Origin of the sequence: Aquicella siphonis (genome assembly GCF_902459485.1) — a bacterium.
GTDB lineage: Bacteria > Pseudomonadota > Gammaproteobacteria > DSM-16500 > DSM-16500 > Aquicella > Aquicella siphonis.
Window position 1 is genome coordinate 203,451 of sequence record NZ_LR699119.1, and the last position, 22,117, is coordinate 225,567.

Annotated in this window: 20 protein-coding genes; 10 read left to right on the plus strand and 10 right to left on the minus strand. The window is 49.1% G+C overall.

Features of this window, described 5'->3' with window-relative positions; translation table 11 throughout:
- Nucleotides 1-6: 6 nt before the first annotated feature.
- From gcvPA to AQULUS_RS00940, 3 genes are all read left to right on the plus strand, one after another.
- On the plus strand, nucleotides 7-1,389 hold the full coding sequence (gene gcvPA, locus AQULUS_RS00930) for an aminomethyl-transferring glycine dehydrogenase subunit GcvPA (protein WP_148337737.1): 1,383 nt from the start codon (nucleotides 7-9) through the stop codon (nucleotides 1,387-1,389).
- The gene (gene gcvPB / locus AQULUS_RS00935) at nucleotides 1,377-2,831 is read left to right on the plus strand and encodes an aminomethyl-transferring glycine dehydrogenase subunit GcvPB (protein ID WP_148337739.1); all 1,455 of its coding nucleotides are present in this window, start codon (nucleotides 1,377-1,379) and stop codon (nucleotides 2,829-2,831) included. Before gcvPA ends, gcvPB begins: the two co-directional genes overlap by 13 nt.
- A 160-nt stretch (nucleotides 2,832-2,991) precedes the next feature.
- The gene (locus AQULUS_RS00940; RefSeq protein WP_148337741.1) at nucleotides 2,992-3,600 is read left to right on the plus strand and encodes a hypothetical protein; all 609 of its coding nucleotides are present in this window, start codon (nucleotides 2,992-2,994) and stop codon (nucleotides 3,598-3,600) included.
- Here AQULUS_RS00940 and gloB read toward each other — a convergent pair.
- Nucleotides 3,572-4,360, minus strand: a complete 789-nt coding sequence (gene gloB, locus AQULUS_RS00945; protein WP_148337743.1) for a hydroxyacylglutathione hydrolase — start codon at nucleotides 4,358-4,360, stop codon at nucleotides 3,572-3,574. The genes AQULUS_RS00940 and gloB overlap by 29 nt on opposite strands.
- Nucleotides 4,361-4,575: 215 nt before the next feature.
- Between gloB and AQULUS_RS00950 the strand changes: the two genes are divergently transcribed.
- Together AQULUS_RS00950 and AQULUS_RS00955 are read left to right on the plus strand one after the other, a co-directional pair.
- On the plus strand, nucleotides 4,576-6,231 hold the full coding sequence (locus AQULUS_RS00950; protein WP_148337746.1) for a cation:proton antiporter: 1,656 nt from the start codon (nucleotides 4,576-4,578) through the stop codon (nucleotides 6,229-6,231).
- Nucleotides 6,232-6,248: 17 nt separating this feature from the next.
- The gene (locus AQULUS_RS00955) at nucleotides 6,249-7,358 is read left to right on the plus strand and encodes a type III polyketide synthase (RefSeq protein ID WP_148337748.1); all 1,110 of its coding nucleotides are present in this window, start codon (nucleotides 6,249-6,251) and stop codon (nucleotides 7,356-7,358) included.
- A 103-nt stretch (nucleotides 7,359-7,461) separates the two neighbouring features.
- On the opposite strand, the gene typA is transcribed toward AQULUS_RS00955, so the two are convergent.
- Nucleotides 7,462-9,267, minus strand: coding sequence for a translational GTPase TypA (gene typA, locus AQULUS_RS00960; protein WP_148337750.1), 1,806 nt, complete (start codon nucleotides 9,265-9,267; stop codon nucleotides 7,462-7,464).
- Between the two features lie 192 nt (nucleotides 9,268-9,459).
- Nucleotides 9,460-10,959, minus strand: a complete 1,500-nt coding sequence (locus AQULUS_RS00965; RefSeq protein ID WP_148337752.1) for a peptide MFS transporter — start codon at nucleotides 10,957-10,959, stop codon at nucleotides 9,460-9,462.
- A 97-nt stretch (nucleotides 10,960-11,056) separates the two neighbouring features.
- On the opposite strand from AQULUS_RS00965, the gene AQULUS_RS00970 reads away from it, so the two are divergent.
- Nucleotides 11,057-11,419 carry a cupin domain-containing protein gene (locus tag AQULUS_RS00970; protein WP_148337754.1) on the plus strand — a complete coding sequence of 121 codons (363 nt, stop codon included), beginning with the start codon at nucleotides 11,057-11,059 and terminating at the stop codon, nucleotides 11,417-11,419.
- A gap of 103 nt (nucleotides 11,420-11,522) precedes the next feature.
- Here the strand turns inward: AQULUS_RS00970 and kdsB are convergent, their stop codons facing one another.
- The 3 genes from kdsB to AQULUS_RS00985 form a co-directional block, all read right to left on the minus strand.
- A complete protein-coding gene (gene kdsB / locus AQULUS_RS00975) occupies nucleotides 11,523-12,251 on the minus strand; it encodes a 3-deoxy-manno-octulosonate cytidylyltransferase (RefSeq protein ID WP_148337756.1) in 729 nt (242 codons plus the stop codon).
- 69 nt (nucleotides 12,252-12,320) lie between these two features.
- A complete protein-coding gene (locus AQULUS_RS00980; RefSeq protein WP_148337758.1) occupies nucleotides 12,321-13,322 on the minus strand; it encodes an SAM-dependent methyltransferase in 1,002 nt (333 codons plus the stop codon).
- Between the two features lie 171 nt (nucleotides 13,323-13,493).
- Nucleotides 13,494-13,673, minus strand: a complete 180-nt coding sequence (locus AQULUS_RS00985) for a hypothetical protein (protein WP_197737266.1) — start codon at nucleotides 13,671-13,673, stop codon at nucleotides 13,494-13,496.
- Between the two features lie 557 nt (nucleotides 13,674-14,230).
- Here AQULUS_RS00985 and fabV point away from each other — a divergent pair.
- Nucleotides 14,231-15,460, plus strand: a complete 1,230-nt coding sequence (gene fabV, locus AQULUS_RS00990; RefSeq protein WP_148337760.1) for an enoyl-ACP reductase FabV — start codon at nucleotides 14,231-14,233, stop codon at nucleotides 15,458-15,460.
- An 87-nt stretch (nucleotides 15,461-15,547) separates the two neighbouring features.
- Here the strand turns inward: fabV and AQULUS_RS00995 are convergent, their stop codons facing one another.
- Nucleotides 15,548-16,354 carry a biliverdin-producing heme oxygenase gene (locus tag AQULUS_RS00995; protein ID WP_148337762.1) on the minus strand — a complete coding sequence of 269 codons (807 nt, stop codon included), beginning with the start codon at nucleotides 16,352-16,354 and terminating at the stop codon, nucleotides 15,548-15,550.
- Between the two features lie 387 nt (nucleotides 16,355-16,741).
- Between AQULUS_RS00995 and AQULUS_RS01000 the strand changes: the two genes are divergently transcribed.
- The 3 genes from AQULUS_RS01000 (at nucleotide 16,742) to AQULUS_RS01010 (ending at nucleotide 19,017) form a co-directional block, all read left to right on the plus strand.
- Nucleotides 16,742-17,431, plus strand: coding sequence for a hypothetical protein (locus AQULUS_RS01000; protein WP_148337764.1), 690 nt, complete (start codon nucleotides 16,742-16,744; stop codon nucleotides 17,429-17,431).
- A gap of 182 nt (nucleotides 17,432-17,613) precedes the next feature.
- Complete coding sequence (locus AQULUS_RS01005) at nucleotides 17,614-18,090, plus strand: DUF4442 domain-containing protein (RefSeq protein ID WP_148337766.1); 477 nt, start codon at nucleotides 17,614-17,616, stop codon at nucleotides 18,088-18,090.
- Nucleotides 18,091-18,252: 162 nt separating this feature from the next.
- Complete coding sequence (locus AQULUS_RS01010) at nucleotides 18,253-19,017, plus strand: hypothetical protein (RefSeq protein ID WP_148337768.1); 765 nt, start codon at nucleotides 18,253-18,255, stop codon at nucleotides 19,015-19,017.
- A 15-nt stretch (nucleotides 19,018-19,032) separates the two neighbouring features.
- Here AQULUS_RS01010 and AQULUS_RS13085 read toward each other — a convergent pair whose 3' ends face one another.
- The 3 genes from AQULUS_RS13085 to AQULUS_RS01025 form a co-directional block, all read right to left on the minus strand.
- On the minus strand, nucleotides 19,033-19,515 hold the full coding sequence (locus AQULUS_RS13085; RefSeq protein WP_148337770.1) for a septal ring lytic transglycosylase RlpA family protein: 483 nt from the start codon (nucleotides 19,513-19,515) through the stop codon (nucleotides 19,033-19,035).
- 490 nt (nucleotides 19,516-20,005) lie between these two features.
- On the minus strand, nucleotides 20,006-21,619 hold the full coding sequence (locus AQULUS_RS01020) for a M56 family metallopeptidase (protein ID WP_148337773.1): 1,614 nt from the start codon (nucleotides 21,617-21,619) through the stop codon (nucleotides 20,006-20,008).
- Nucleotides 21,616-22,002 (minus strand): BlaI/MecI/CopY family transcriptional regulator, encoded by a 387-nt coding sequence (locus AQULUS_RS01025; RefSeq protein WP_148337775.1) that lies wholly within the window; start codon nucleotides 22,000-22,002, stop codon nucleotides 21,616-21,618. The genes AQULUS_RS01020 and AQULUS_RS01025 overlap by 4 nt, the downstream gene beginning before the upstream one ends.
- Nucleotides 22,003-22,117 lie beyond the last annotated feature (115 nt).

Sequence of the window (22,117 nt, forward strand, 5' to 3'; positions counted from 1 at the left end):
AGTTGTATGCCGTTCATACCGCACACAGAGCAAGATGTAAGGGAAATGCTGGACACGATAGGAATTCAGAAACTGGAAACCCTGTTTGATGAAATTCCTGATTCATTGCGCAAAGCCTCACTGGAAGGGATTCCTTCAGGTATTTCTGAAATGGAACTGGGACGGCTCATGCGCGAACGCGCGCAGCAGGATGGCGGAATGACTTGCTTTATCGGCGCCGGCGCCTATGAACATCACATCCCTGCCGCTGTATGGGACGTCGCCGCCCGGGGAGAGTTTTATACCGCATACACCCCTTATCAGGCGGAAGCCAGCCAGGGTTCGCTGCAATTGATATACGAATACCAGACCATGATGGCCAATCTGATGGCACTGGAAGTATCTAATGCTTCTCTCTATGACGGCGCCTCGGCGCTTGCTGAAGCGATACTGATGGCGGTGCGTCTGGGCAGCAAAAAACACAAGACGAGTATTTTGCTTCCGCGGTCCATTCATCCTCATTATCGTGAAGCCGCGCAGACCATTGTCGGTCAGCAGAATATCAAGCTGATAGAAGTTCCCTATCACAAAGATACCGGCAGAATAGAAATGAACACCCTGGACACATTATTGAACGATGATGTGGCGGCTTTCGTGATACCGCAACCGAATTTTTTTGGTGCGCTGGAAGAAGTGGACGAATTGACAGACTGGGCGCGTGAAAAAGAAATTCTTTCCATCGCGGCGGTCAATCCCATGGCCATGGCCTTGCTGAAACCGCCTGGCCAATGGGGCAGGGAGGGCGTGGATATCGCATGCGGCGAGGGTCAGCCGCTGGGTATTCCCATGGCATCCGGCGGCCCTTATTATGGAATTTTATGCGCCAAAAAAGCGCATGTGCGGCAAATGCCCGGCCGAATCGTGGGACGCACCGTCGATGTTGAGGGCAAAAGCGGTTATGTGTTGACCATGCAGGCTCGCGAACAGCATATTCGGCGCGCCAAGGCGACTTCTAATATTTGCACCAATCAGGGGCTGATGGTGACCGCTTCCACAATTTATATGAGTCTCATGGGCCCTCAGGGTTTGCTTCGAACAGCAGCGTTATGCCATGAGAGGACGCGGGAATTGAAACAGGAATTAACAGCGATTCCCGGTGTGGAAGCTGTGTTCCGGGCGCCATTTTTCAATGAAATCGTGGTCAGGCTGAACAAGCCGGTCGAGCAGATGCTGAAAGAACTGGCGGCCCGCAAAATACAAGGTGGCTATGCGCTCGGCCAGAAATACCCCGAGCTGTCCGATTGTCTGCTGATTTGCGCGACGGAAACCAAAACGACTGATGATATCAAACTATTTGCAAAACATCTTCGCGATGTCCTTGAGGGGAGAAAACTCGCATGTCCGGCCTAATTTTTGAAAAATCACGAAGCGGCCGCGGCGCCAAGGCGCAATGGCCGACGCACTCAGAGCTTGCATGTGATGACATACCCGCGTCAATCCTGCGGGCGGATCCGCCGGCCTTGCCTGAAACGTCTGAACTGCAAGTAGTGCGGCATTACACCAATTTGTCCAAGAAAAACTTTTCCATAGACACGCATTTTTATCCTCTTGGCTCTTGCACCATGAAATATAATCCGCGCGGCGTGCACCGGATAGCATCTATGGATGGATTTTTAAATCATCATCCCTTGTCGCTGGAAGAAAACAGCCAGGGATTCATGGCATGCGTTTATGAGTTGCAGGAAATACTGAAAGCAGTGACGGGCATGAAAGGCGCGGCGTTGTCGCCCATGGCGGGTGCGCAGGGGGAGTTCGCCGGTGTCGCCATGATTCATGCTTATCACCGTGCCCGCAATGACCTGGAACGTGATGAAATTCTTGTTCCAGACGCGGCGCATGGAACGAATCCCGCTTCCGCCGTACAGTGTGGTTACAAGGTGCGCGAGATTCCCACCGGGCCGGACGGCAACGTGGATATCGAAGCTCTCAAAGCTGCGGTCGGGCCCAAAACCGCGGGAATCATGCTTACCAATCCTTCCACACTGGGAGTGTTTGAAGAAAAAATTGAAGAAATCGCGAAAATCATCCATCAGGCAGGCGGCCTGCTTTATTACGATGGCGCAAATTTTAACGCGATTATGGGCAAGGCCCGTCCTGGCGACATGGGTTTTGATGTGGTCCATCTGAATTTGCATAAGACTTTCGCGACTCCGCACGGCGGAGGCGGACCAGGCAGCGGTCCGGTGGTGGCGAATGAACGCCTGTTGCCGTATCTTCCTGTTCCCCGTGTCGCCAGGGAAGGAAGCCAGTATCGCTGGATTACTGAAAAGGACTGCCCTGAAACCATCGGCCGATTGTCGGCGTTCATGGGAAATGCAGGCATACTTCTGCGCGCTTATTTTTACGCGCGATTATTAGGCAAGGAAGGGTTGCAGCGAGTGTCCGAATTTGCAACTTTGAATGCCAATTACCTGATGGCCCGGTTGACCGCGGCGGGTTTTACTGCCGCTTATCCCGACCGCCGCGCCAGCCATGAGTTCATCATCACCATGAAGAATGAAGCCAAGACTATGCATATCACTGCCTTGGATGTGGCAAAACGGCTGCTGGATTACGGGTTTCACGCTCCCACCATGTACTTCCCTCTGCTCGTGCCTGAATGTCTGTTGATTGAGCCGACAGAAACCGAAACCAGGGAAATCCTGGACGCTTTCGCGGACGCCATGATTCAAATCATGCAAGAAGCAAAACAAGATCCGTCCGTATTGAAAAATGCGCCTCACACTCTTCCGGTGAAACGCCTGGATGATGTGAGGGCTGCGCGTGAACTCGATCTGGTTTATAAGGAATAGAGGTCTAATTTCGGGATATATTTCCAGGCGGAACGGAACGTATGACCGCTTTCACAGCCGCAGCAGGGTTACGGGGTGCTTGCATCTGTTCTTGGTTTTAGGGCTATAATCCCAGAAACGGCCGTTTCCGGGATAGTGTTTTAAAACAGGAGAGCAGCCTATGAGTACGACCCGCGCTCTGTTTGAATATTTGCTTGCGCCTGTGGCCGATGCGGCTGATCACCGCTTGCGACAGGCAAACCGCTTGGTTTCTCAGGCATACGAATATCTTTCCAGTTTTGTCGTGACACCTACGGAGCAGCGTAGGCAGAACGAGAGGGAGCGCTATCGCCGGGCAATAGAACCCATCACAAGACGGCATGAACAAAGAAAGGCAATACAGGCGATGCGCGGCCTGGATGAAGAAAGGGCGCTGAACGAGCTGAAGGAAATAGCAGCAGGCCTGATCGCAAGACTGGATGCGGAGATCGTCGATATGACAGGCATCTTGTTTTCCTATCTGAAGGCCGGCCAAATCCGTAGCAAGTGTATGGAGAGAGATATATTGAAATCCCTCAGGCAGGCGGAGTCGTTTGCTGAAATGAGCTTGTATGCCGAGATCAGCCTGGCGGAGCTTTCATCGGTTGCCGCGTCCTCTGTTCCTCGTCAATTCGTGGAATGGCTGGCGGATGCCCGCTCCCTGAGCGCCCTGTTCAAGGATGAAGATTTTCTCCGGCAATTTGGATGCGAGAAAACTCATGTCACTGAAAATTATCTTTCCATTTCCTGAGCGCAGCGAACACAGCAACCGGATCGTTGAGGTGCTGATATTGGCGTCTTTCAACCGCACTCTTGATTTCAGGCAAATGGCAGCGTAAAAACGGGTTGGTTTCCTTTTCCTCGTTGAGGAGAGCAGGCAGGGAAGGCAGGTTTTTGTTGACCAGTTTTTCGACTTTTTCCATGCGTTTCTCAATGGCGAGATTGCCGGGCTCTACAGTTTTTGCAAAACGCAAATTATTGAGCGTGTATTCATGGGCGCAATAAACCAGCGTGTCGTCAGGAAGAGCGGCCAGCTTTTGCAGAGAGGAATACATTTGCGCGGGTGTGCCTTCGAATATCCTGCCGCAGCCTGCCGCAAACAAGGTATCGCCGCAAAACAGCATCTGACCGCCGTAATAGGCGACATGCCCTGAAGTATGTCCGGGAATTTCCAGTGTTTGCAGCTTGACCGGGAAGCCGGTGATATTGATCTGTGTGCCTTCACTCACTCTATGGGTTATTTGCGGAATTTTTTCTTCCGCGGGCCCATAAACGGGCGCATCAAAGTGATTCAATATTTCAGCAATGCCGCCTGTATGATCCCAGTGGTGATGGGTGACCAGAATGGCGAGCAGGGAAAGCTGGCGGTTATTCAGGAAATCAATCACGGGACGTGCCTCTCCGGGATCCACTATCACTGCCGTGAGCTGTTTGTGATTGATGAGGGTCCATACATAATTATCCTTGAGGGTCCGCACGGGTTCGATGACGATATTTTTGGTGACAGTCATGGCGTTCGCCTGGTGGTTTCGTAATAAGCCGATTCAATGACATTACGGCGCGAGCCGGCAAATTGTCAAACATCTCTCTGTTTCGAACGGCTTGAATATCTCCAAAGACGAAGATTTGCCATTGTGAACCTGGAAAGTGGATAATGGCAGGCAAGATCTTTCTGGTGTAATGCCGTGATCACAGGGATAGAGGACGCTGCTAAGGGACGAGTCTAATGGTGAACGTGTTATTTAATGAATTCGCTGTCCTGATGGCTTTGTCAGTGGTAGTGGGCATTGTCGCGCTGAATCTGCGTCAGCCTCTCATTTTGTCGTTTATCATTGTGGGCATCATTTCCGGGCCGAGTTTTTTGAGCTGGATCAAGGCGCGAAGCGAGATTGAGGTTCTGGCCAGCTTTGGAATCACGCTCTTGCTATTTATTGTCGGGCTGAAACTCGATCTGAATTTAATCAGGTCGTTTGGGCGTGTCGCTCTGATTGCGGGCGCAAGCCAGATTGTCTTGACCACGGTCCTGGGCGGGCTGGTTGGCTGGGCGTTGGGGTTCGATGCGGTTCCTGCTTTTTTTCTAGCATTCACACTGACATTTTCCAGCACCATCATCATTATCAAGATTCTTTCAGACAATGAAGAAATTGATTCACTTTATGGCCGCATTTCCATTGGCATCCTGATTGTGCAAGATTTGGTGGTGGTATTGGCCATTATCTTTTTGTCCGCCCTGCGCCTGCATGAGGCATCGTATGGCCAACTGGGCCTGGCCATGCTGATTTTGATGCTGAAAGGTGTGGGATTTCTCCTGATGTTAGGTGTGCTCATGCGCTGGGTTTTTCCAGTATTGCTTGCGCAATTGGCGAAATCCAGGGAGTTGCTTATTCTGTTTGCCTTTTCATGGGCGGTCATGCTTGCAGCGACGGGTGAATACCTGGGATTTGGCAAGGAAGTCGGCGGTTTTTTGGCCGGGGTTTCACTCGCGTCTTCGCATTATCGTGACGCCATGGCATCGCGTCTGGAGTCCGTGCGCAATCTTCTGCTTTTGTTTTTCTTTCTCAACCTGGGAGCGAGCCTGCGTTTTGACGCGCTGGAAACCGAGATCATGCCAGCCATCATTCTGTCGCTATTTGTCTTGTTTGCGAAGCCTCTGATTGTCATGATCATGCTGGGCAGCTTGCGCTTCAAGAAACGCACCAGCTTTTTGACAGGATTGACCATGGGACAAATCAGTGAATTTTCTCTGATACTCTCCGCGCTGGGCGCAAATCTTGGCTATATTGATACAGGCATGGAAAGTCTGGTGACGTTTATCGGTCTTGTGACCATTGCATTTTCAAGTTATATGATGACTTATGCCAACGCGTTTTATCGTTGGATGTCTCCATTCCTGGGAGTGTTACAGCGGCAGGCTGCCAACCGTGAAAATATGGATGCGAGCAACCATCTTCCCAGTGTCGACATCATCATATATGGCTTTGGGAGGCATGGCGTACACATGGCGCAAAGACTGGCAAATTATGGCTATAAGATTCTCGGGATTGACTTCGATCCCAGAAAAATTTTTCGCTGGCACAATCAAGCGATTTCATTGAAGTACGGCGACGCAGAAGATGTGGAATTTATCAAGCATCTCCCCCTGGAGCAGGTTAAATGGGTGGTCAGCACCATTCCTCACCGAGATGCGAACCAGACATTGGTTACTTCCTTGCGGGAATCACACTATAAGGGAAAAATCGCATTGAGTGTTTATCATGAGAATGAAATCGAGATCAGTAGAAATCTGGGAGCAGACTTGCTGTTTATTCCCTACGAAGACGCGGCCGTGTCCGCGGCCAAACGACTGGCTGAAGATATGAACCCGGCCGGCTTTTCTCATTAAAATGGAAGTGAAATTCGATGAAATCCGCAATTACAGCCATAGGAACAGCCGCGCCGGCGTACAAGCAATCACAACAGGCTGCTGCCGAGATTGTTGCCAAAGCTCTGCAACTGCCGCCGGCAGAGACGCGGCTGTTAAAATCAGTTTATCGCGCGACCGGGATAGAATTTCGTCATAGCGTCATCAGTGATTTTTGCCGCCAGCCGGGTGAATATGAATTTTTTCCCAATGACACGAGTCTCCCGTTTCCGTCCACCGCCGCGCGCATGCAGGCTTACCGGCGTCATGCCTTGGCGCTCGCCATGGACGCGGTGAGAAACTGTCTGGAATGCGACGCGCGACGTCAGCCGCGGGATGTGACGCATCTTATCACGGTCAGTTGTACTGGCATGTATGCGCCCGGACTGGATATTGAGCTGGTGCATGCCCTGAATCTGGATGCGAATGTCAAACGCACCTGCATTAATTTTATGGGTTGTTATGGCGTGTTTAATGCCATCAAATGCGCCGATGCCATTGTCAGGGCGGATGTGGAATCAAAAGTGCTGGTGGTGAGCGTGGAACTATGCACCCTGCATTTTCAGAGAAATGATTCCATGGACAGCATGATTTCCAATGCCATTTTTGCGGATGGTGCCGCGGCGGTATGGATAGAGGCGGAGACATCCCGGGAAAAATGCTTTCGGGTGGAAGCCTTTCACTGCGACTTGCTGCCGCAGCACAGCCAGGAAATGGCCTGGCAAATTGCTGACAGCGGATTTGATATCGTCCTGTCTTCATATGTGCCGCAGGCAATTCACTCTGGCATTTCCGATTTCATACAGCGCTTTCTGCGCCGGCAAGCCATGTCCATGCGTGATATTCAGATTTTCGCCATTCATCCCGGAGGTAAAAAAATCCTTAAGGCATGTGAAGAAGCCTTGTCCATTTCCGAACACGATAACCGTTATGCGTATTCGGTTTTACGCGAATATGGAAATATGTCTTCGGCTACCATTTTGTTTGTCTTGAAGGCAATCTGGGAAGATATCCGGTCCGGGAGTTCGCAAGCTAACATCTGGAGCTGCGCGTTTGGCCCCGGTCTGACCCTGGAATCCATGCTGCTGACCATACGAATGACTCAATAGTTAGATAATGCGATAATACCGCCGCTTCCTGCTGGAGCAGCGGCCTTGATCGAGAGTGTTCATTGGGCTGACGCAGTTTAATGAACACTCTCCGCTGCTCCGGTTATTTTGCGGCGCGTTTACGTTCGTGTTCCTTCAGAAATTTCTTGCGCACACGAATATTTTCCGGGGTCACTTCAACCAGCTCATCATCTTCGATGAATTCAAGAGCTTGTTCCAGGGACATGAGGATGGGCGGCACTAATATGATGTTTTCATCAGAGCCCGCCGCACGAATGTTGGTCAACTGTTTGGCTTTGCAAACGTTGACGACCAGGTCATTGTCACGCGTATGAATTCCCACGATCATGCCTTCATAGACTTCCGTTTGCGGACTGATTAACATGCGGCCGCGGTCCTGAAGATTAAAAAGCGAATAAGCGAGTGCGGTGCCTTGCTGGTTTGAAATCAGCACACCATTCTGGCGATGAGGGATTTCACCTTTCGCGACCGGACCATAATGGCTGAAAACATGGTGCATGATGCCTGTGCCCGATGTCAGGGTCAGAAAATCCATATGAAAGCCGATGAGAGCGCGTGAGGGAATGACATAATCGAGCCGGATTCGGCCTTTGTCATCGGACATCATGTGTTTCAGGTCTCCGCGGCGGCTGCCCAGTTTTTCCATGATGGCGCCCTGATATTCAGTGGGGACATCAATGGTCAGGTTTTCGTAGGGTTCCTGTAATTCGCCGTCGACCATCTTGGTGATGACTTCAGGGCGGGACACGGCCAATTCATAACCTTCACGGCGCATGTTTTCTATGAGGATGGATAAATGCAATTCACCGCGTCCGGATACCTTGAATTTATCCGGATCGCCGGTGTCGTCTACGCGCAAGGCCACATTATGCATCAACTCCTGATAAAGACGGTCGCGCAGCTTGCGGCTGGTGACATACTTGCCCTCCTTGCCGGCAAAAGGTGAGGTGTTGACCTGGAAGGTCATGCTGACCGTAGGTTCATCGACGGTCAGCGGCTCCAGGGCTTCCACGCACGAAGGGTCGCATAAGGTGTCTGAAATCTTCAGCTCGTCTATTCCTGTGATGGCGATAATGTCCCCGGCATAGGCGGCCGGAACTTCACTGCGGTCCAGGCCCAGGTATTCCAGCACTTGCAGGATGCGTCCGGAACGAGTCTTGCCTTCACGGTCTATGACGGCCACGGGCATGTTTGTTTTAACCTGCCCGCGAGTGATGCGTCCAATGCCAATCATGCCCACATAACTGGAATAGTCCAGGGTGCTGATCTGCATCTGGAAGGGGCCGTCCGGGTCTACTTTTGGCGCCGGAACGTATTTGACGATGGTCTCAAGCAGAGGATCCATATTCTCGCTTTTCTGGTGCAGGTCCAGCGTCGCAAAGCCCAGCAGCGCGGAAGTATAAACCACAGGAAAATCCAATTGTTCATTGGTGGCGCCCAGGTTGTCGAAAAGATCAAACACCTGATCCATGACCCAGTCAGGGCGCGCGCCCGGCCTGTCAATTTTATTAATGACGACAATAGGATGCAGGCCGCGGGCAAAGGCTTTCTGGGTGACAAAGCGGGTTTGCGGCATGGGGCCGTCAACCGCGTCTACCAGTAATAAAACAGAGTCTACCATTGAAAGAATGCGCTCCACTTCGCCGCCAAAATCGGCGTGCCCGGGGGTGTCCACAATATTGATGCGGTAATCGCGCCATTTAATCGCGGTGTTCTTGGCAAGAATGGTGATGCCGCGTTCACGCTCAAGGTCATTGCTGTCCATGACGCGTTCAGTTGTCTGTTTTTTGCTGATGCTGGAGGTCTGTTGTAATAACTTGTCCACTAGAGTGGTTTTGCCATGGTCAACATGAGCAATGATTGCAATATTACGTAATTGTTCGGCCACTGTTCTCACCTGATGTGATGCGTTTAAAAAGGTGGCATATCTTACATGATACGGGGGGTGAATGGCTACTTCGTGGTTGAATTGCCCGGGAATAATTAGACCTTGAAGGTAAAATCCGCCGGATTTGCCCGATGGATGAACAATCTGGCGTCTGGCTGGCGAAAGGCCGGCGTTTATGCCGGCCTGATCGGATCAGGCAGTTTTGCCCCTGATCATGCGGTTTAACAGAGGGATACACGCGAAGCTGGCAACCGCCATAAGGAGGGCAATCCATCCATAGACGATAAAAGCATGAGTATAAATAGACAATGAGGTTGCGGCGCCGGCATTGGCGGGTACCGCCGCGATGTTCGCAAGATAACCGCCCAGGGCAAATGAGGCGGACTGGGCGAAGAACCAGACTCCCATCATCATGCCGGTGAGTTCACGCGGACAAAGTACCGTGATCATTGCCAGGCCTATGGGTGAGATCAGTAACTCACCCATGGTTTGTAATAAATAACTTGCAGCCAGCCACCAGGGCGAGAGGTAACCGTTCATCCCAAAATAGCGCGCTCCCAGTGCCAGCAGAAAAAAACCGGCGCTCATGAAGAATACACCCAGGAAAAATTTCATTTGTGTGGAGGGATTCCATCCCGCCTTGTCCATGCGTATCCAGACACGGCTCAGCAGCGGACTTAGGGCGAGAATGAAAAAGGGATTAAAAAATTGTGTCGCTTCAGCATCAAAAGGCAATCCCAGAAAGCGCGGTATCATGTTGCGGTCCGCAAACAGCATGAGCGAAGTGAATGCCTGATTGTAGAGCGACCAGAAGGCAAATGATATCGCGATCAGGATCAGGGCGGCCAGCATTTTGCCGCGCTGCTCGCCAGGCTGTTTGAACAGATAAAATGTCACAATGAGGAATATGCCGATGGCAGCGGATGAAATGATATACGTGGTTGCCTGCGGGTGCCGGAAGGCAAGCAGGCACAAGCCGGCAGTGACGATGATGCCCGACGTCAGCAAGCCATATAACTTGTATCCGCAAATATTAAATTGCGGGTTACCATTGGGGCGGGCGCCGGCGGCGCCCAACTGTTTTTTGCCCCACATGAAAATCAGTTGCCCAATAGCCATCCCCGCTGCCGCCAGCAAAAATCCGGCATGCCAGCCGTAACGCACCACCAGTGCGCCTGCGATAAGAGGCGGAATTAGCGCGCCGATATTGATGCCCATGTAAAAGAGAGTGAATCCGCTGTCGCGCCGCGGATCCCCCTGACTGTATAATTCACCCACTATGCTGGAAACATTGGGTTTGAAGAAGCCATTTGCGCAAATAAGCAGGCTTAATCCCAGAAAGAATATTTGCCGGTTGTCCGCGGCGCATAAAAGGTAAGCAATAACGAACAAGACGCCGCCTATCGAAATCGCGCGTTGAAATCCGAAATAGCGGTCTGCCAGGTAACCGCCCAGGGTGGGGGTGAGGTATAACAGGGCGCTGAAAGCGGCATAGAGCAGGTTGGCTTCCGTATCCGGCATGAGCAAGGCTTTTGTCATGTACAAGATGATAATGGCTTGGAGGGTGTAAAACCCAAAGCGTTCCCATAGCTCGACAAAGAACAGCAAATATAATCCACGGGGATGGGCCGGGGAGTGCGCAATGGTTTGTGCGCCGACTATTTCAGGGGTGGTGCTTTGTGCGTCTAGCATGTGTTACGCCTGTCCAATTATGATGGGGCAAAGTACTATGCCAAAAAAAATCGTGTTTAACATCCGAATTATATGTCCATGAGCTTAGGAGAATCTTATGCGTAAAACATGTCTAGCGCTGTCAACCTTGTTTTGTTATTTTTTAACAACAACTTGTCAAGCCGAACCGGCGACCCGCCGCATCCCTAGGCTGGCGAATGACAAGGTGTCTGTCTGGGAAACCATTATTTATCCCGAGCGGAATCAAACGCTGAAACTGCATCGTCATGAGCGCGACCGGATTCTTGTTGCCTTGTCTGGAGGCATCCTGAAAGTCACCACTGATAGAAATCAGTCGCATGAATTGCGCCTGAAAAAAGATATGGTCTATTATCTGCCGCGCGATGTGCCAGGGGAGCTGCACTCTGACGAAAATATCAGCGGTCATCCTGTCAGGGTAGTAGTCATTGAGCTGAAGTGATGAGGTCGGGTGTTAAAGGACTGACACAGTTCAATGAACACTCTCGATTTAGATGGCTGTGCGCGGAGTAAATCTGCGCTTGCCGCCAAGGGGGAGATAAATTCTAGTTCGCGTATTCAAATCGCTGCGCTTGTTCGTATTCTTCGGGTGTATTGATTTCCAGGGTTTTTTCATCGGTCAGGCAGACACGAATCTTGTAGCCATGTTCGATCACGCGTAATTGCTCCAGGCTTTCCACTTTTTCCAGGGGGGTTTGTGGAAGGTCTTTATAAAGCATCAGAAAGTCGCGCCGGAATGCATATAAGCCCATGTGATGATAAACAGGAGCTTGTTCCTGTGTGCGGTAGTAGGGAATGGGGGAGCGTGAGAAATAAATGGCGTTTTGCTGCAAATCAGTGATTACTTTCACCGCGCCAGGCTCATGATATTTGACTTTCCTGTCCAGTTGAAATGCGAGAGTGGTCATCTCGGGTGTTTCGCCCGCGAGATAGGGCGATATCAGCTTTTCGAGCATGGAAGGCTTGATAAAGGGTTCGTCGCCTTGAAGATTGATAATGACATCCATATCCGGATGTTGTTCCGCCACGGCGGCGACCCGTTCGGAACCGGTGGGTAAATCCGGATCGGTCATCATGGTTTTACCCCCGATTCGGGTGATTACATCGGCAATTTCATGGCTGTCGGTCGCGACAATCAGGTCGGTGAGGACTTTGCAGCGTGATGCGTTTTCATAAGTCCACTGGATCATGGGCTTGCCTTGAATAGGCAAAAGCGGTTTGCGCGGAAGACGTGTTGAATTGATACGGCTTGGTATGACGCAGAGTATTCTCATGATTATTTATCAACCTTTATCAAGGGGTCATGATAATAAATAACACAGGCATAATCAATGGGCGTCGGTTCAGACGTTTTGATCAGGGTCTTCATTTTCTTGCCTCAACTCCCGGGTTGGCAGTGTGTTTACATGGAAACGGGGAAACAAATGAGCCGGCGCGGGATGAATGAATGTGGCTTCATGTTTGTTATGAAATAAATGAAGTGTTCTGGAATCAGGGATAGCCTGAAATTTTTTTATCATATCCAAATCGGTTGCGCCTTGCAGTTTGATGGTGAAAATCATTTGTCTGGCGAGGCCGCTGGCAAGCCAGCTGGAGGCGAGCTGATATAATCGTTGGGGATAGCAGGCGATATCGCATAACAGCCAGTCTATTTTTTTATGCAGTTTAACCGGATCCAGAGCGAATGCGCTTTCTCTAACAAACTGCACATTAGGCAGGTGCGCAATACGGTCATTCAGAGGCGCCTTATCAATAGCGGTGACATGTGCGCCCAATGTCTGCATCACATAAGTCCATCCACCGGGTGATGCGCCAAGATCATAAACAATCTCTCCAGGGCAGGGGTAGTGATCGAGCAGTGTGAGTGCTTCCCACAATTTTAGGTAAGCCCGGTTTGGCGGATGGGTCTTGTCTTCAATAAATCGGCAATGCCCCATCGGCCATTTTTTCCAGCGTTTTACACTGTAAACCAAGGTGTTTTTATCCAGCAGGCTGTAGCAGCCAATCTCCGGAATGTCATTTTCGACAGGAAAAGCTCTCTCAAGATTTGGGAGTTTGCGTAATTGTTCCTGAATAAGATGGGCGCGTCTGATATGAGTAACCGGGTGCATGTGCCAGAATTTGCCGGCGGCACGAAGCGTTTTCACGGCATCTGAAATGGAATGGAAATTTACCAGATGCGGATCCAGCCATACGTCTCTAGCGAAACAGACATTCGGTTTTTGGATTGCTGAAAAAACCAGCGTATCCATGATGGCTGAAACGCTGCCAAGCTCTTGGCAAAGTTCGTTTATGAATTCAGGATTGGCAATGTAGACAGCTGAAAAGGGTTTATTGATTATCATAACCTATATTTTTTATTACGAAGCCGGGATAACTGTTCATATCTTAACATGAGTATTCAAATGTGTTGAGAGAATCAATAAAGTCTGGAATGTCGGTATACAGGCGGTGGGTGGGAAGGTATGACCGTGAGTGGAAGATTGGGCCCAGCGGGCTGGGCCCAATTTTGAAAGCTACTTCTTCGCAGCTTTCTTCTTCTTGGCAGCAGGGCGGGCTTTCTTGCGGCCGGCGGAGCGTTTCTTTGCCGTTGTTTTTTTGACTGCCTTTTTGGCTTTTACAACTTTGGTTTTTCTTGCTGCTTTCTTCCGTGGTTTAGCTACTTTCTTTTTTGCTGCGGTTTTTGCTTTTGCCATGACGTAGTTTCCTTTCAATTGTTAACAATGAATAAATTTAACATTAGCGTTCAAAAAAGTATAGAACTATTAGGGATTATACTTAGTAATATCAGATCGTGTATCAGTGTCATTCACTGTGTTCTTATTTTTCATGAAACAGATTGGGATTAACACGAGTATATCATGAAATTTTCACAGCATTTTTTCCGGTGTTTTTTTAAAATTTGGAATGTGCGACATTCTGGCCGCGAGACATAGTTATTTTCTTGAGATAAATGGCGCGCTCATGGATGGAAGAGGATCATTTGTGTGTTTTGGTGATCGAAACGGGGTTGGGATGCGCAATCAGTTGAAACAATCCTCATCTTTAAACAGAGTGTAATGCCGGGCGCTGCACAACAATGGCATGCTGTTCTTTGACGTTGAACCCGAATGGACCTGTGCGGAGACGAGTTTTACTATCGTGCAGCGGCAGGCAAGCCCCGCGACAAGCCGGCCATGCTACAACTCTACAGCCTATGCTGGTAAACTAGGCGCCTTGCATTTTGATAACCGCATTATAAATGGGAACCAACATGATCATACAGCCAAAAATCAGAGGTTTTATCTGCACTACCGCTCATCCCGAAGGATGCAGCCGGGTCGTTGAGGAACAGATTCGATTCGTGAAATCCAGAAGTCCGATTAACGGCCCCAGGAATGTGCTGGTGATAGGCGCGTCGACCGGATATGGGCTGGCCAGCCGCATTACTGCAACGTTCGGGGCGGGCGCCAAAACCATAGGGGTCTTTTTTGAAAAGGAGGCGGATGAAAAGCGCACCGCTTCGCCCGGCTGGTACAATAGCGCCGCGTTTGAAAGGTTTGCGCAGGAAGAAGGTTATTATGCCAAAAGCATTAATGGCGACGCATTCTCCCATGAAATAAAGGAACAGACAGCGCAGCTTATTCGAAATGATCTGGGTACAGTCGATCTGATTATTTACAGCCTCGCCTCGCCCCGCCGTACCCACCCGCTGACCGGTCAGGTTTTTTCTTCCGTGTTAAAACCGATTGGAAAATCTTTCAGCGGCAAATCCATTGACGCATTTCGTGGCGAGGTGAAGGACGTCACCATTGAACCCGCAAATGAAGAAGAGATAGCGAATACTGTCGCGGTCATGGGCGGCGAAGACTGGGAAATGTGGATTGATTATCTTGCCGAGGAAGGCTTGCTTGCCGAGGGGATCAAGACGGTGGCCTATTCCTACCTTGGTCCTGTGTTGACGCATGCCATTTATAAGGATGGAACCATTGGCAAGGCCAAAGAACATCTGAAGGCGACAGCAGACAAGCTGGATCGTAAATTGCAGTCACTGCGGGGTGAAGCCGTGATATCGGTAGACAAGGCGGTGGTGACACAGGCCAGTGCGGCAATCCCTGTTGTTCCGCTCTATATTTCCATCCTGTTCAGGATCATGAAAGAACAAGGCACGCATGAAGGCTGCATCGAACAGATATATCGATTGTTCCATGATCATTTGTATGCGTCACAGCCTCCCGCGCGGGATGGAGAGGGATATATCCGCATTGATGACCTGGAAATGAAAGCGGATGTGCAGCAGCAAATCATGTCGGTCTGGCCGGCTGTCACCACCGAGAATCTGGAAGAATTGACTGACGTGAAAGGGTACTGCGATGAGTTTTACCGGTTGTTCGGCTTCAACGTCCAGGGAATCAATTATGAAAAGGACACGGATCCGTTTGTCAGGATCCCGTCGCTTGATGTGGAACAAAATATGAATCAGGTAAAGGATGCGCAAGGATAAAAGCGGAAGGGAGGGTGGGAAGTTAAAAGCAGGGCAGACGGATTTGATTTCGCCTGCCCTCTCTTGCTTAAGGGCTGCCGCCAATCATTAGGTGAGGCGGGTGATGGCGGCGGTGATTACCAGCCCCGTGGACAGAGCCAGGGCGCCGACGGCCGCGGCTTTTGTCAATGTATTGCAGCTGAAAAAGCTGGAAGTATTCTGCGCGACACTGGTTTTGGCTGTGAAGGGCTTCGGGACCGCGCTGGCCGGACGTGTTGATTCCAGATCCGAGAATAGATTGATGTGTTTTTGGTAAGCATCGTCCGCGTGTCTCACGATGTCATTTTCCTGTTCGTCATTTAACTCAAGCCTGTTCAGCCAGGATGAAAAATCCTTTAACGCTCCCGGTCTGAAATGATATTGCTCTGTGCCCGGAACAGGATCCTTATCCTGATAAATTCCCGCTTTTTGATATGCCGTAATGGCACAGGATTTCAGTCCCTGGCCGCCGAACAGATCGCCCAGGATTCGAATCAGGAAATGTGAAAAAAGCTGGTTTCGGCCTTCATTGGTGGATACATCGATGCTGCGAATTTGTTCCGCATACTCACGTGTGGCGGGCAGGATTTCATTTTGATAGACGAGAGGGATCAATGGCTTGAGGAATGCCAGGTCATTTTGAATCGCGGCCGAACGGTTTAGTGCGAAGGATAAATCTAAATCGTCCGGTAATTTGGGGGAGAACGCCGGATCCTGGAGTTTTATTTCCAATGCCTGATAGATGAACAGGATTTGACGAAGATGCCGGTAATGGTCCAGAACGGTGAATCCCTCTTCATGATATCTTGCCATGTAGGGATGATAATGAGCGGTGTTATGTAAGGGATTTCTATGGAGTCTTGATATGAGTGACATATGTCTTCCTTGTGATTGAATATTCGTTGAGAGTGTAGGGGCAAAATTGCTCTGACCCCTGATCCGACAAAAATGGACTGATATACTGATTGACTTGCCGTGGATTTTCAAGCGGCATTCTATGCGATCCCGGGCTGATCAAATCGAAACATTGGACGGGAAGGTCCGGGATCGCTTGAATGACCAAAGTAAACATTGCCCATCAGCGAGGCGTCGCAGAGCGAAAACGGCGCGGATGTGCGCGTGAAAGGAATCAAGCATGTATCGTATTGAAATATAATTGTTTAAATTGATTTGCGCCGGCTGGATGGCAACCTCGTCACTCTTTTATTGCTATACTTAATTAAATAAGAACCGCCGTGATCAAGGCGGTGAACGGGGTAGGGGATGCATGTTCGCTACTATATGATTATTGATGATAATCCGGACGAAAGGCATGTATTCAATGACGTCGAAAGCATGCAGGTTTTTCTTATTACCAGACCGGATGAAAAAGGGGAATTGTTTGTCGATGCCTTCTCAGGGGTGAAGATTACCTATGACACGCACACAGGCGTTGTCAGGCTTGAAAACAGAGAGCAAGCGGAATGGATCACGTTTCAATTTTCCGAGAACGCATTTCATTCCCACTTGCATCCCGTTGAGCAGGCAGTCCAATACATTGCAAAACAGTATTTTCTAACAGAGTTATATCTGTTGCGCGATCCCGCGCTCTGCAGTCTGATAGATCAGTATATTGAAATGGATAATCAAACGGGCAAAGTTCTTTCTCACCCGAGGACGATTAATATTGAAAATGTATTGATGGAAATCGCAGATTTTGTACAGCCCTATCAGGGCCGAATACTGTCATTTGCCAACTTATTTACTCCCGCTAACCATCAAATCCAGCCTAGGACATCCCTGCATCATGCAATCAATCAGGCATTTATAAAATGCGGAATTGATTCCAATGGGCTGGCTGAGATTAAATCCAAGCAGGATGTGATTCAGGTCATGAAAATGATAAATGACTTCTATCGCCAAAATATGGATAGTGAGGCGGGAAAAACATCCGCAATGCACAAACGATCGTAACAGCTGTGCCAGATTCTCGTTAATGCTTATCCGGTTTCATTTTTTTTGTGAAGAGCTGTATAGTTTGCTTTGCAAGGCCCTGCTTAGGCAATCCACGCGGGATTTTGCGGATAGAGTGATCAAGCGGTTTGCTGCGGAATAAGACCGGGCCTGTTAATGAACTAATTAGGGAAATAATTTGCATGTATAAAACTTTATGGCGTGAAACACTATTACTATGGATGTTCAGCCTGATCAGGCTGCCTATGGTGTTCTGGCTCAAGCCGAGGATAGTCGAAATAAGCGAGAACCGGGCTGTAATCATGATGCGGTTCAACAGGCGTACCCGGAATCATGTTAATTCCATGTATTTTGGCGTTTTGTGTGTAGGGGCAGAACTGGCCGGCGGCACGCTGGCGATGAATATATTCCATGGACAAAAAGAGAAGTTCACATTCGTATTCAAGGACTTTGGTGCCGATTTTTTGAAGCGCTGCGAAGGAGATACTTTTTTTGCCTGTGATGAGGGGCGGATTATTGCGGACACGGTTGCCCTGGCGCGCCAAACCGGTGAACGGCAGAATGTCACATTGAGTGTTATCGCAACAGTGCCCTCTAAATATGGCGATGAACCGGTTGGCAAATTCCGTTTGACCCTGTCATTAAAACGGAAGCCGTGAATGGCGGCGCCTCAATGCCCAATCGAGCGCATGGGTTGTTAATACGCGTTTTTCAGAGGCGTGGTATGATATTAATATTACCCGTCTAAATATGGTAACAATGTTTGGCTGTGTCGCCAGCGACCCGGGTATTTGACACAATGGTTTTGATGGAAGAGACATATGGATTGCGTAATTTCAAGCAAGGAAATAACCGATTTACAAGCGCGGCAGATTTTACAGCAAATCGATATTGATCATCGATATTCCTATGAAATCCTGCAGCCTGTTCATGTGGACAGGACGGCCAGCATGTTTATACGTTCGTTTTGTGATTCCGAACCCATGACTCGTTATGTCAATATGGATTATGATTCGTTTGCCCCCTTTGCCAGGGCTGTGGTGCAAAAAGCGGCGAATGATGGTCTGAGCATCGTGGCATTGGATGGCGGCAAGGTTATTGCATGCGCGCTGACCGAAGATATTGTTGATCCCTTGCCCATGACTTTTAATGTCAGTCCCAAATTCAAATATATCTTCGCCCTTCTCGAGCAATTGACCAGCGGCTTTCTGCATGGAAAGCAATTTCAAAAAAAGCATGTCGCCCATCTGTTTATCACCGCGGTTGATGAGGACTATCGTAAAAATGGCTTGTCAAAGCAGGTAAACTTCAGGGCCATGTCGCTGGCCGCGGACGAAGGTTTTTCATTTATGGTGAGTGAATTGACCAACATTTACAATGAGCTTGGCATCATGCATCACCTGAAGAATGCAAGTCTCTTGCTGGGATCGCAGGTTTACAGGGAATATACCCTGGATGGTGTGCGGCCATTTGCGAATCTCCCGGGTGGCGCGGCGGGTTATCTGTGGGAATTAAAATGTGACGCCTTGTTGACTTATACGCAGGACAACATACTGCAGAAGCGAACTCTCCGGACTTTTCGTTGAGCCATGCGCGCAGAGTTATACTTTGACCGCCTTGATAGAGACGGGCGCTATGCCCTGATTGACCATGCCCAGTTTCTTGGCGGCGGCGTACGACAAGTCGATCAAGCGGTTTCCTATGAAAGGGCCGCGGTCATTGACTTTTACAATGACTCTTTTCCCATTGGACAGATTGGTTACTTGAACGTAAGTGGATAACGGCAGGGTCTTGTGTGCGGCGGTCATTTTGTACATGTTGTAACGTTCGCCGCTAGAGGTGCGCTTTTTATTGAATTTTTTTCCATACCAGGACGCGACGCCTTTTTCCTCATAATTCCTGCTCGTCTTCATGACTTGATATTTTTTTCCATCTTGTTTGTAGCACAGGGAGCTTTTGTTTTTACAGTAAGCACCGCCTGGTTCGCCGGATGAAGAAATGGAGCCATTACTGTTCTGGTCCGCGCACGCGCTTAACAATAGAAATACACAGGCAGCCATGATCATTCTGATTATTGCTAACATTTTTTATTCTCCTCATAACCTCGCGAAGAAAAGCTCTCACTGTGATGCCACAGTCGAGACATCGCTGCAAACATGAATGAAAACAAACCAGCATCCATAATCAATTTTGATGCTGAAGAGAATCGGCGTTCCGGCCGTTTCTGCTTGTAAAACACTTGTCAGATGTTCATGAAGCATCGATAAAAGCAAGATTTCAGTGCATCGATAGCATGCTTGTATTCAGTTCGATGCGATGGTCACGCTTAATGATATTACCAGGTACGCTGTGAGTGCATTTTGCTTTTTAAATACTTCTTGATAATCAATCTGAAATTATCTGTAAATTAAATTCGAAAGAACTATAACACAAAATATAACAGGAAGGAAATTTTATGTCTGATTAATTTTTGTCCTGGATTTTTTGCAGCCAATGACAGAATGATACTGCGCAAGCAAACTAACAAAGCCATTTCGGTAATGAAATCGTGCGAAACGGCTTTGTTCGGCCAATTTACATTTGAATTAATTCAGGATGATTCATGATGATGACTGCGGCATCAAACATGGCCAGATATTTTTTCAATTCGGTCTGATACTTTTCGGCAAGAGCGGGTGATCTGGCCAGCACCCATGCATCGCGCGAACCGGTTTTCTGAATCAGTCTTGCTGTTTCATTTTCTCCGATCTCGTATGCGATGACAGCAAGTTTCCAGTCATGAAATTGCGTATGCAATAAATTCAGGTAAGATAATGCCGCAGCAGTGGCAAGTTTCATGTTCATGCGATCGTCACGCTGACCGTCAATCACCAGTCCAAGTCTTTTGCCTGTGCTGGGAATGATTTGCCAGATTCCGGCCGCGCGCACCGGATTGACGTTTTCATCCAGCGGTCTGTATCCTGATTCCACCAGCGGCAGCGCGAGCAAATCTGCCGGCATTGATTTGGATCTGAATTCTTTCAGCAGAAACGGTTTGTATTCCGCCATGCGATCCAGCGCGGCTCGCATTTGCGCGCTAGCCTGATCATGCGTGCGAATACGGTTTATTTCTTCAACCACTTCGGATGTCGCTTGTATATGAAACACCTTCGACCAGGATGATTTTTTGACGATGGCGGCGATTTCATGCGTTGATACGGGCGCCGCCGGTGACAGTCCGTTTACGGCCAGCGCGGCCGTGCTAATGACGAGCAGACTAATTGTGTGCGCAGTCATCAACGCGAGTTTGTGTCTCTTTTTTTTGTAACTGAATAACATGTTGACTCTCCTGTAAAGTATCGATTTGGAAATACCATTTATTGCGATCACACCAGATGTGGGCAATTCCGTCTCCATGGCGTTCCGCGCCGCGTTGACCAGGCATTGTGCGTAGGCGGCAGGGGAGGTTGTTCTTTTCAGGATGATTTCCTCATCACACGCGAATTCCTGTAATTCGGAAAGCCAGCGTATCCATAAATACAAAAAGGGATTACAGAAAAATATCCATCTCAATAGTTGCATGAGATGAATCCAGGCGGTATCTCCCTGGCGTATGTGCTGCAATTCATGGCGCACAGCCAGATATTTGTCACTGGAATGTTCCAGGATTTTTTCGGGTAGTATAATGTAATGACGGCGCGGCATGGACCAGCAGAATGCAGTATTGCAGGAGGCTGAGAACAACACCCGAACGCGATGGATTTTGTGGCGGCAATATGCGTGTTTCAGGATATTTATTAATCTCAGCATATTGCGGAAATAAATGATCATGCTCATGCCTATGCCCGCAAGAATGACAAGCAATACGGCATTCATGGCAGGCAGCGCGGATGGAATGTATTCCGCGTTGGCTAATTGAATGGCGACAGCTTGCCGGGGCTTGCTGAAAAATGCGGCCGCGTGATGAAACACTGGCTGGAAATCATTGTCCGGCGCTGACGATAGCGCCATGCGCGCCAGCGGAGAAATGACCAGGAATATGAGCAGGGACGCTAACAGGCATGATCGCGCGAATTTCAATTTGTGAATTTGCTGCATTCTGGCATTCAACACAGGAACCGCCGTTATTAAACGCGCGAATACGTATCCCGTCATGACTGCGAAATTGATAAAAAAATAGGTGTGTAAACTTAAAATGTCACGCATCATTTTCCCAGTTCCTTTTTCTTGGATTCCAGCAATGTCTGGATGGCCTGAATGTCATCAAGTGACAAATCATTCTTGTTTACAAGATAGGCGACCAGGTTGACAGAGTCGCCTGCAAAAACCTGTTTCACCATATTTTTGACAGAGTGAGCAGCATAGGTTTCCTTGCTGAGGAGCGGTTGATAAATATGTTGCTTTCCCGCTTTGACGGCCTTCAAGATATTCTTCTGCTGCAAGATTCTTAAAATAGTCGAAACGGATGTATAGGCGAGATGGCGGGTTGGGTGCAGACAGGCAATGACATCGCGGACCGTGCCCTGTCCCAGTTTCCAGATAATTTCCATTAACTCGTGTTCGACCGGCGTCAGCTGATATTTTTCCATCATGGTTTTCCTTTTTAAGAGAGATGAGAGTGAATCTAACTAAATCATTAGTAGATGTCAACTAAACAATTAGTAGATTGAGCGCGTGTCTGTTCTACCGTGCAAGCGCATTTTGTTT

Coding starts and splice junctions, on each gene's coding strand:
- gcvPA (WP_148337737.1), top strand. CDS start 7: ATGCCGTTCATACCGCACACAGAGCAAGATGTAAGGGAAATGCTGGAC.
- gcvPB (WP_148337739.1), top strand. CDS start 1,377: ATGTCCGGCCTAATTTTTGAAAAATCACGAAGCGGCCGCGGCGCCAAG.
- AQULUS_RS00940 (WP_148337741.1), top strand. CDS start 2,992: ATGAGTACGACCCGCGCTCTGTTTGAATATTTGCTTGCGCCTGTGGCC.
- gloB (WP_148337743.1), bottom strand. CDS start 4,360: ATGACTGTCACCAAAAATATCGTCATCGAACCCGTGCGGACCCTCAAG.
- AQULUS_RS00950 (WP_148337746.1), top strand. CDS start 4,576: ATGGTGAACGTGTTATTTAATGAATTCGCTGTCCTGATGGCTTTGTCA.
- AQULUS_RS00955 (WP_148337748.1), top strand. CDS start 6,249: ATGAAATCCGCAATTACAGCCATAGGAACAGCCGCGCCGGCGTACAAG.
- AQULUS_RS00965 (WP_148337752.1), bottom strand. CDS start 10,959: ATGCTAGACGCACAAAGCACCACCCCTGAAATAGTCGGCGCACAAACC.
- AQULUS_RS00970 (WP_148337754.1), top strand. CDS start 11,057: ATGCGTAAAACATGTCTAGCGCTGTCAACCTTGTTTTGTTATTTTTTA.
- kdsB (WP_148337756.1), bottom strand. CDS start 12,251: ATGAGAATACTCTGCGTCATACCAAGCCGTATCAATTCAACACGTCTT.
- AQULUS_RS00980 (WP_148337758.1), bottom strand. CDS start 13,322: ATGATAATCAATAAACCCTTTTCAGCTGTCTACATTGCCAATCCTGAA.
- AQULUS_RS00985 (WP_197737266.1), bottom strand. CDS start 13,673: ATGGCAAAAGCAAAAACCGCAGCAAAAAAGAAAGTAGCTAAACCACGG.
- fabV (WP_148337760.1), top strand. CDS start 14,231: ATGATCATACAGCCAAAAATCAGAGGTTTTATCTGCACTACCGCTCAT.
- AQULUS_RS00995 (WP_148337762.1), bottom strand. CDS start 16,354: ATGTCACTCATATCAAGACTCCATAGAAATCCCTTACATAACACCGCT.
- AQULUS_RS01000 (WP_148337764.1), top strand. CDS start 16,742: ATGCATGTTCGCTACTATATGATTATTGATGATAATCCGGACGAAAGG.
- AQULUS_RS01005 (WP_148337766.1), top strand. CDS start 17,614: ATGTATAAAACTTTATGGCGTGAAACACTATTACTATGGATGTTCAGC.
- AQULUS_RS01010 (WP_148337768.1), top strand. CDS start 18,253: ATGGATTGCGTAATTTCAAGCAAGGAAATAACCGATTTACAAGCGCGG.
- AQULUS_RS13085 (WP_148337770.1), bottom strand. CDS start 19,515: ATGTTAGCAATAATCAGAATGATCATGGCTGCCTGTGTATTTCTATTG.
- AQULUS_RS01020 (WP_148337773.1), bottom strand. CDS start 21,619: ATGATGCGTGACATTTTAAGTTTACACACCTATTTTTTTATCAATTTC.
- AQULUS_RS01025 (WP_148337775.1), bottom strand. CDS start 22,002: ATGATGGAAAAATATCAGCTGACGCCGGTCGAACACGAGTTAATGGAA.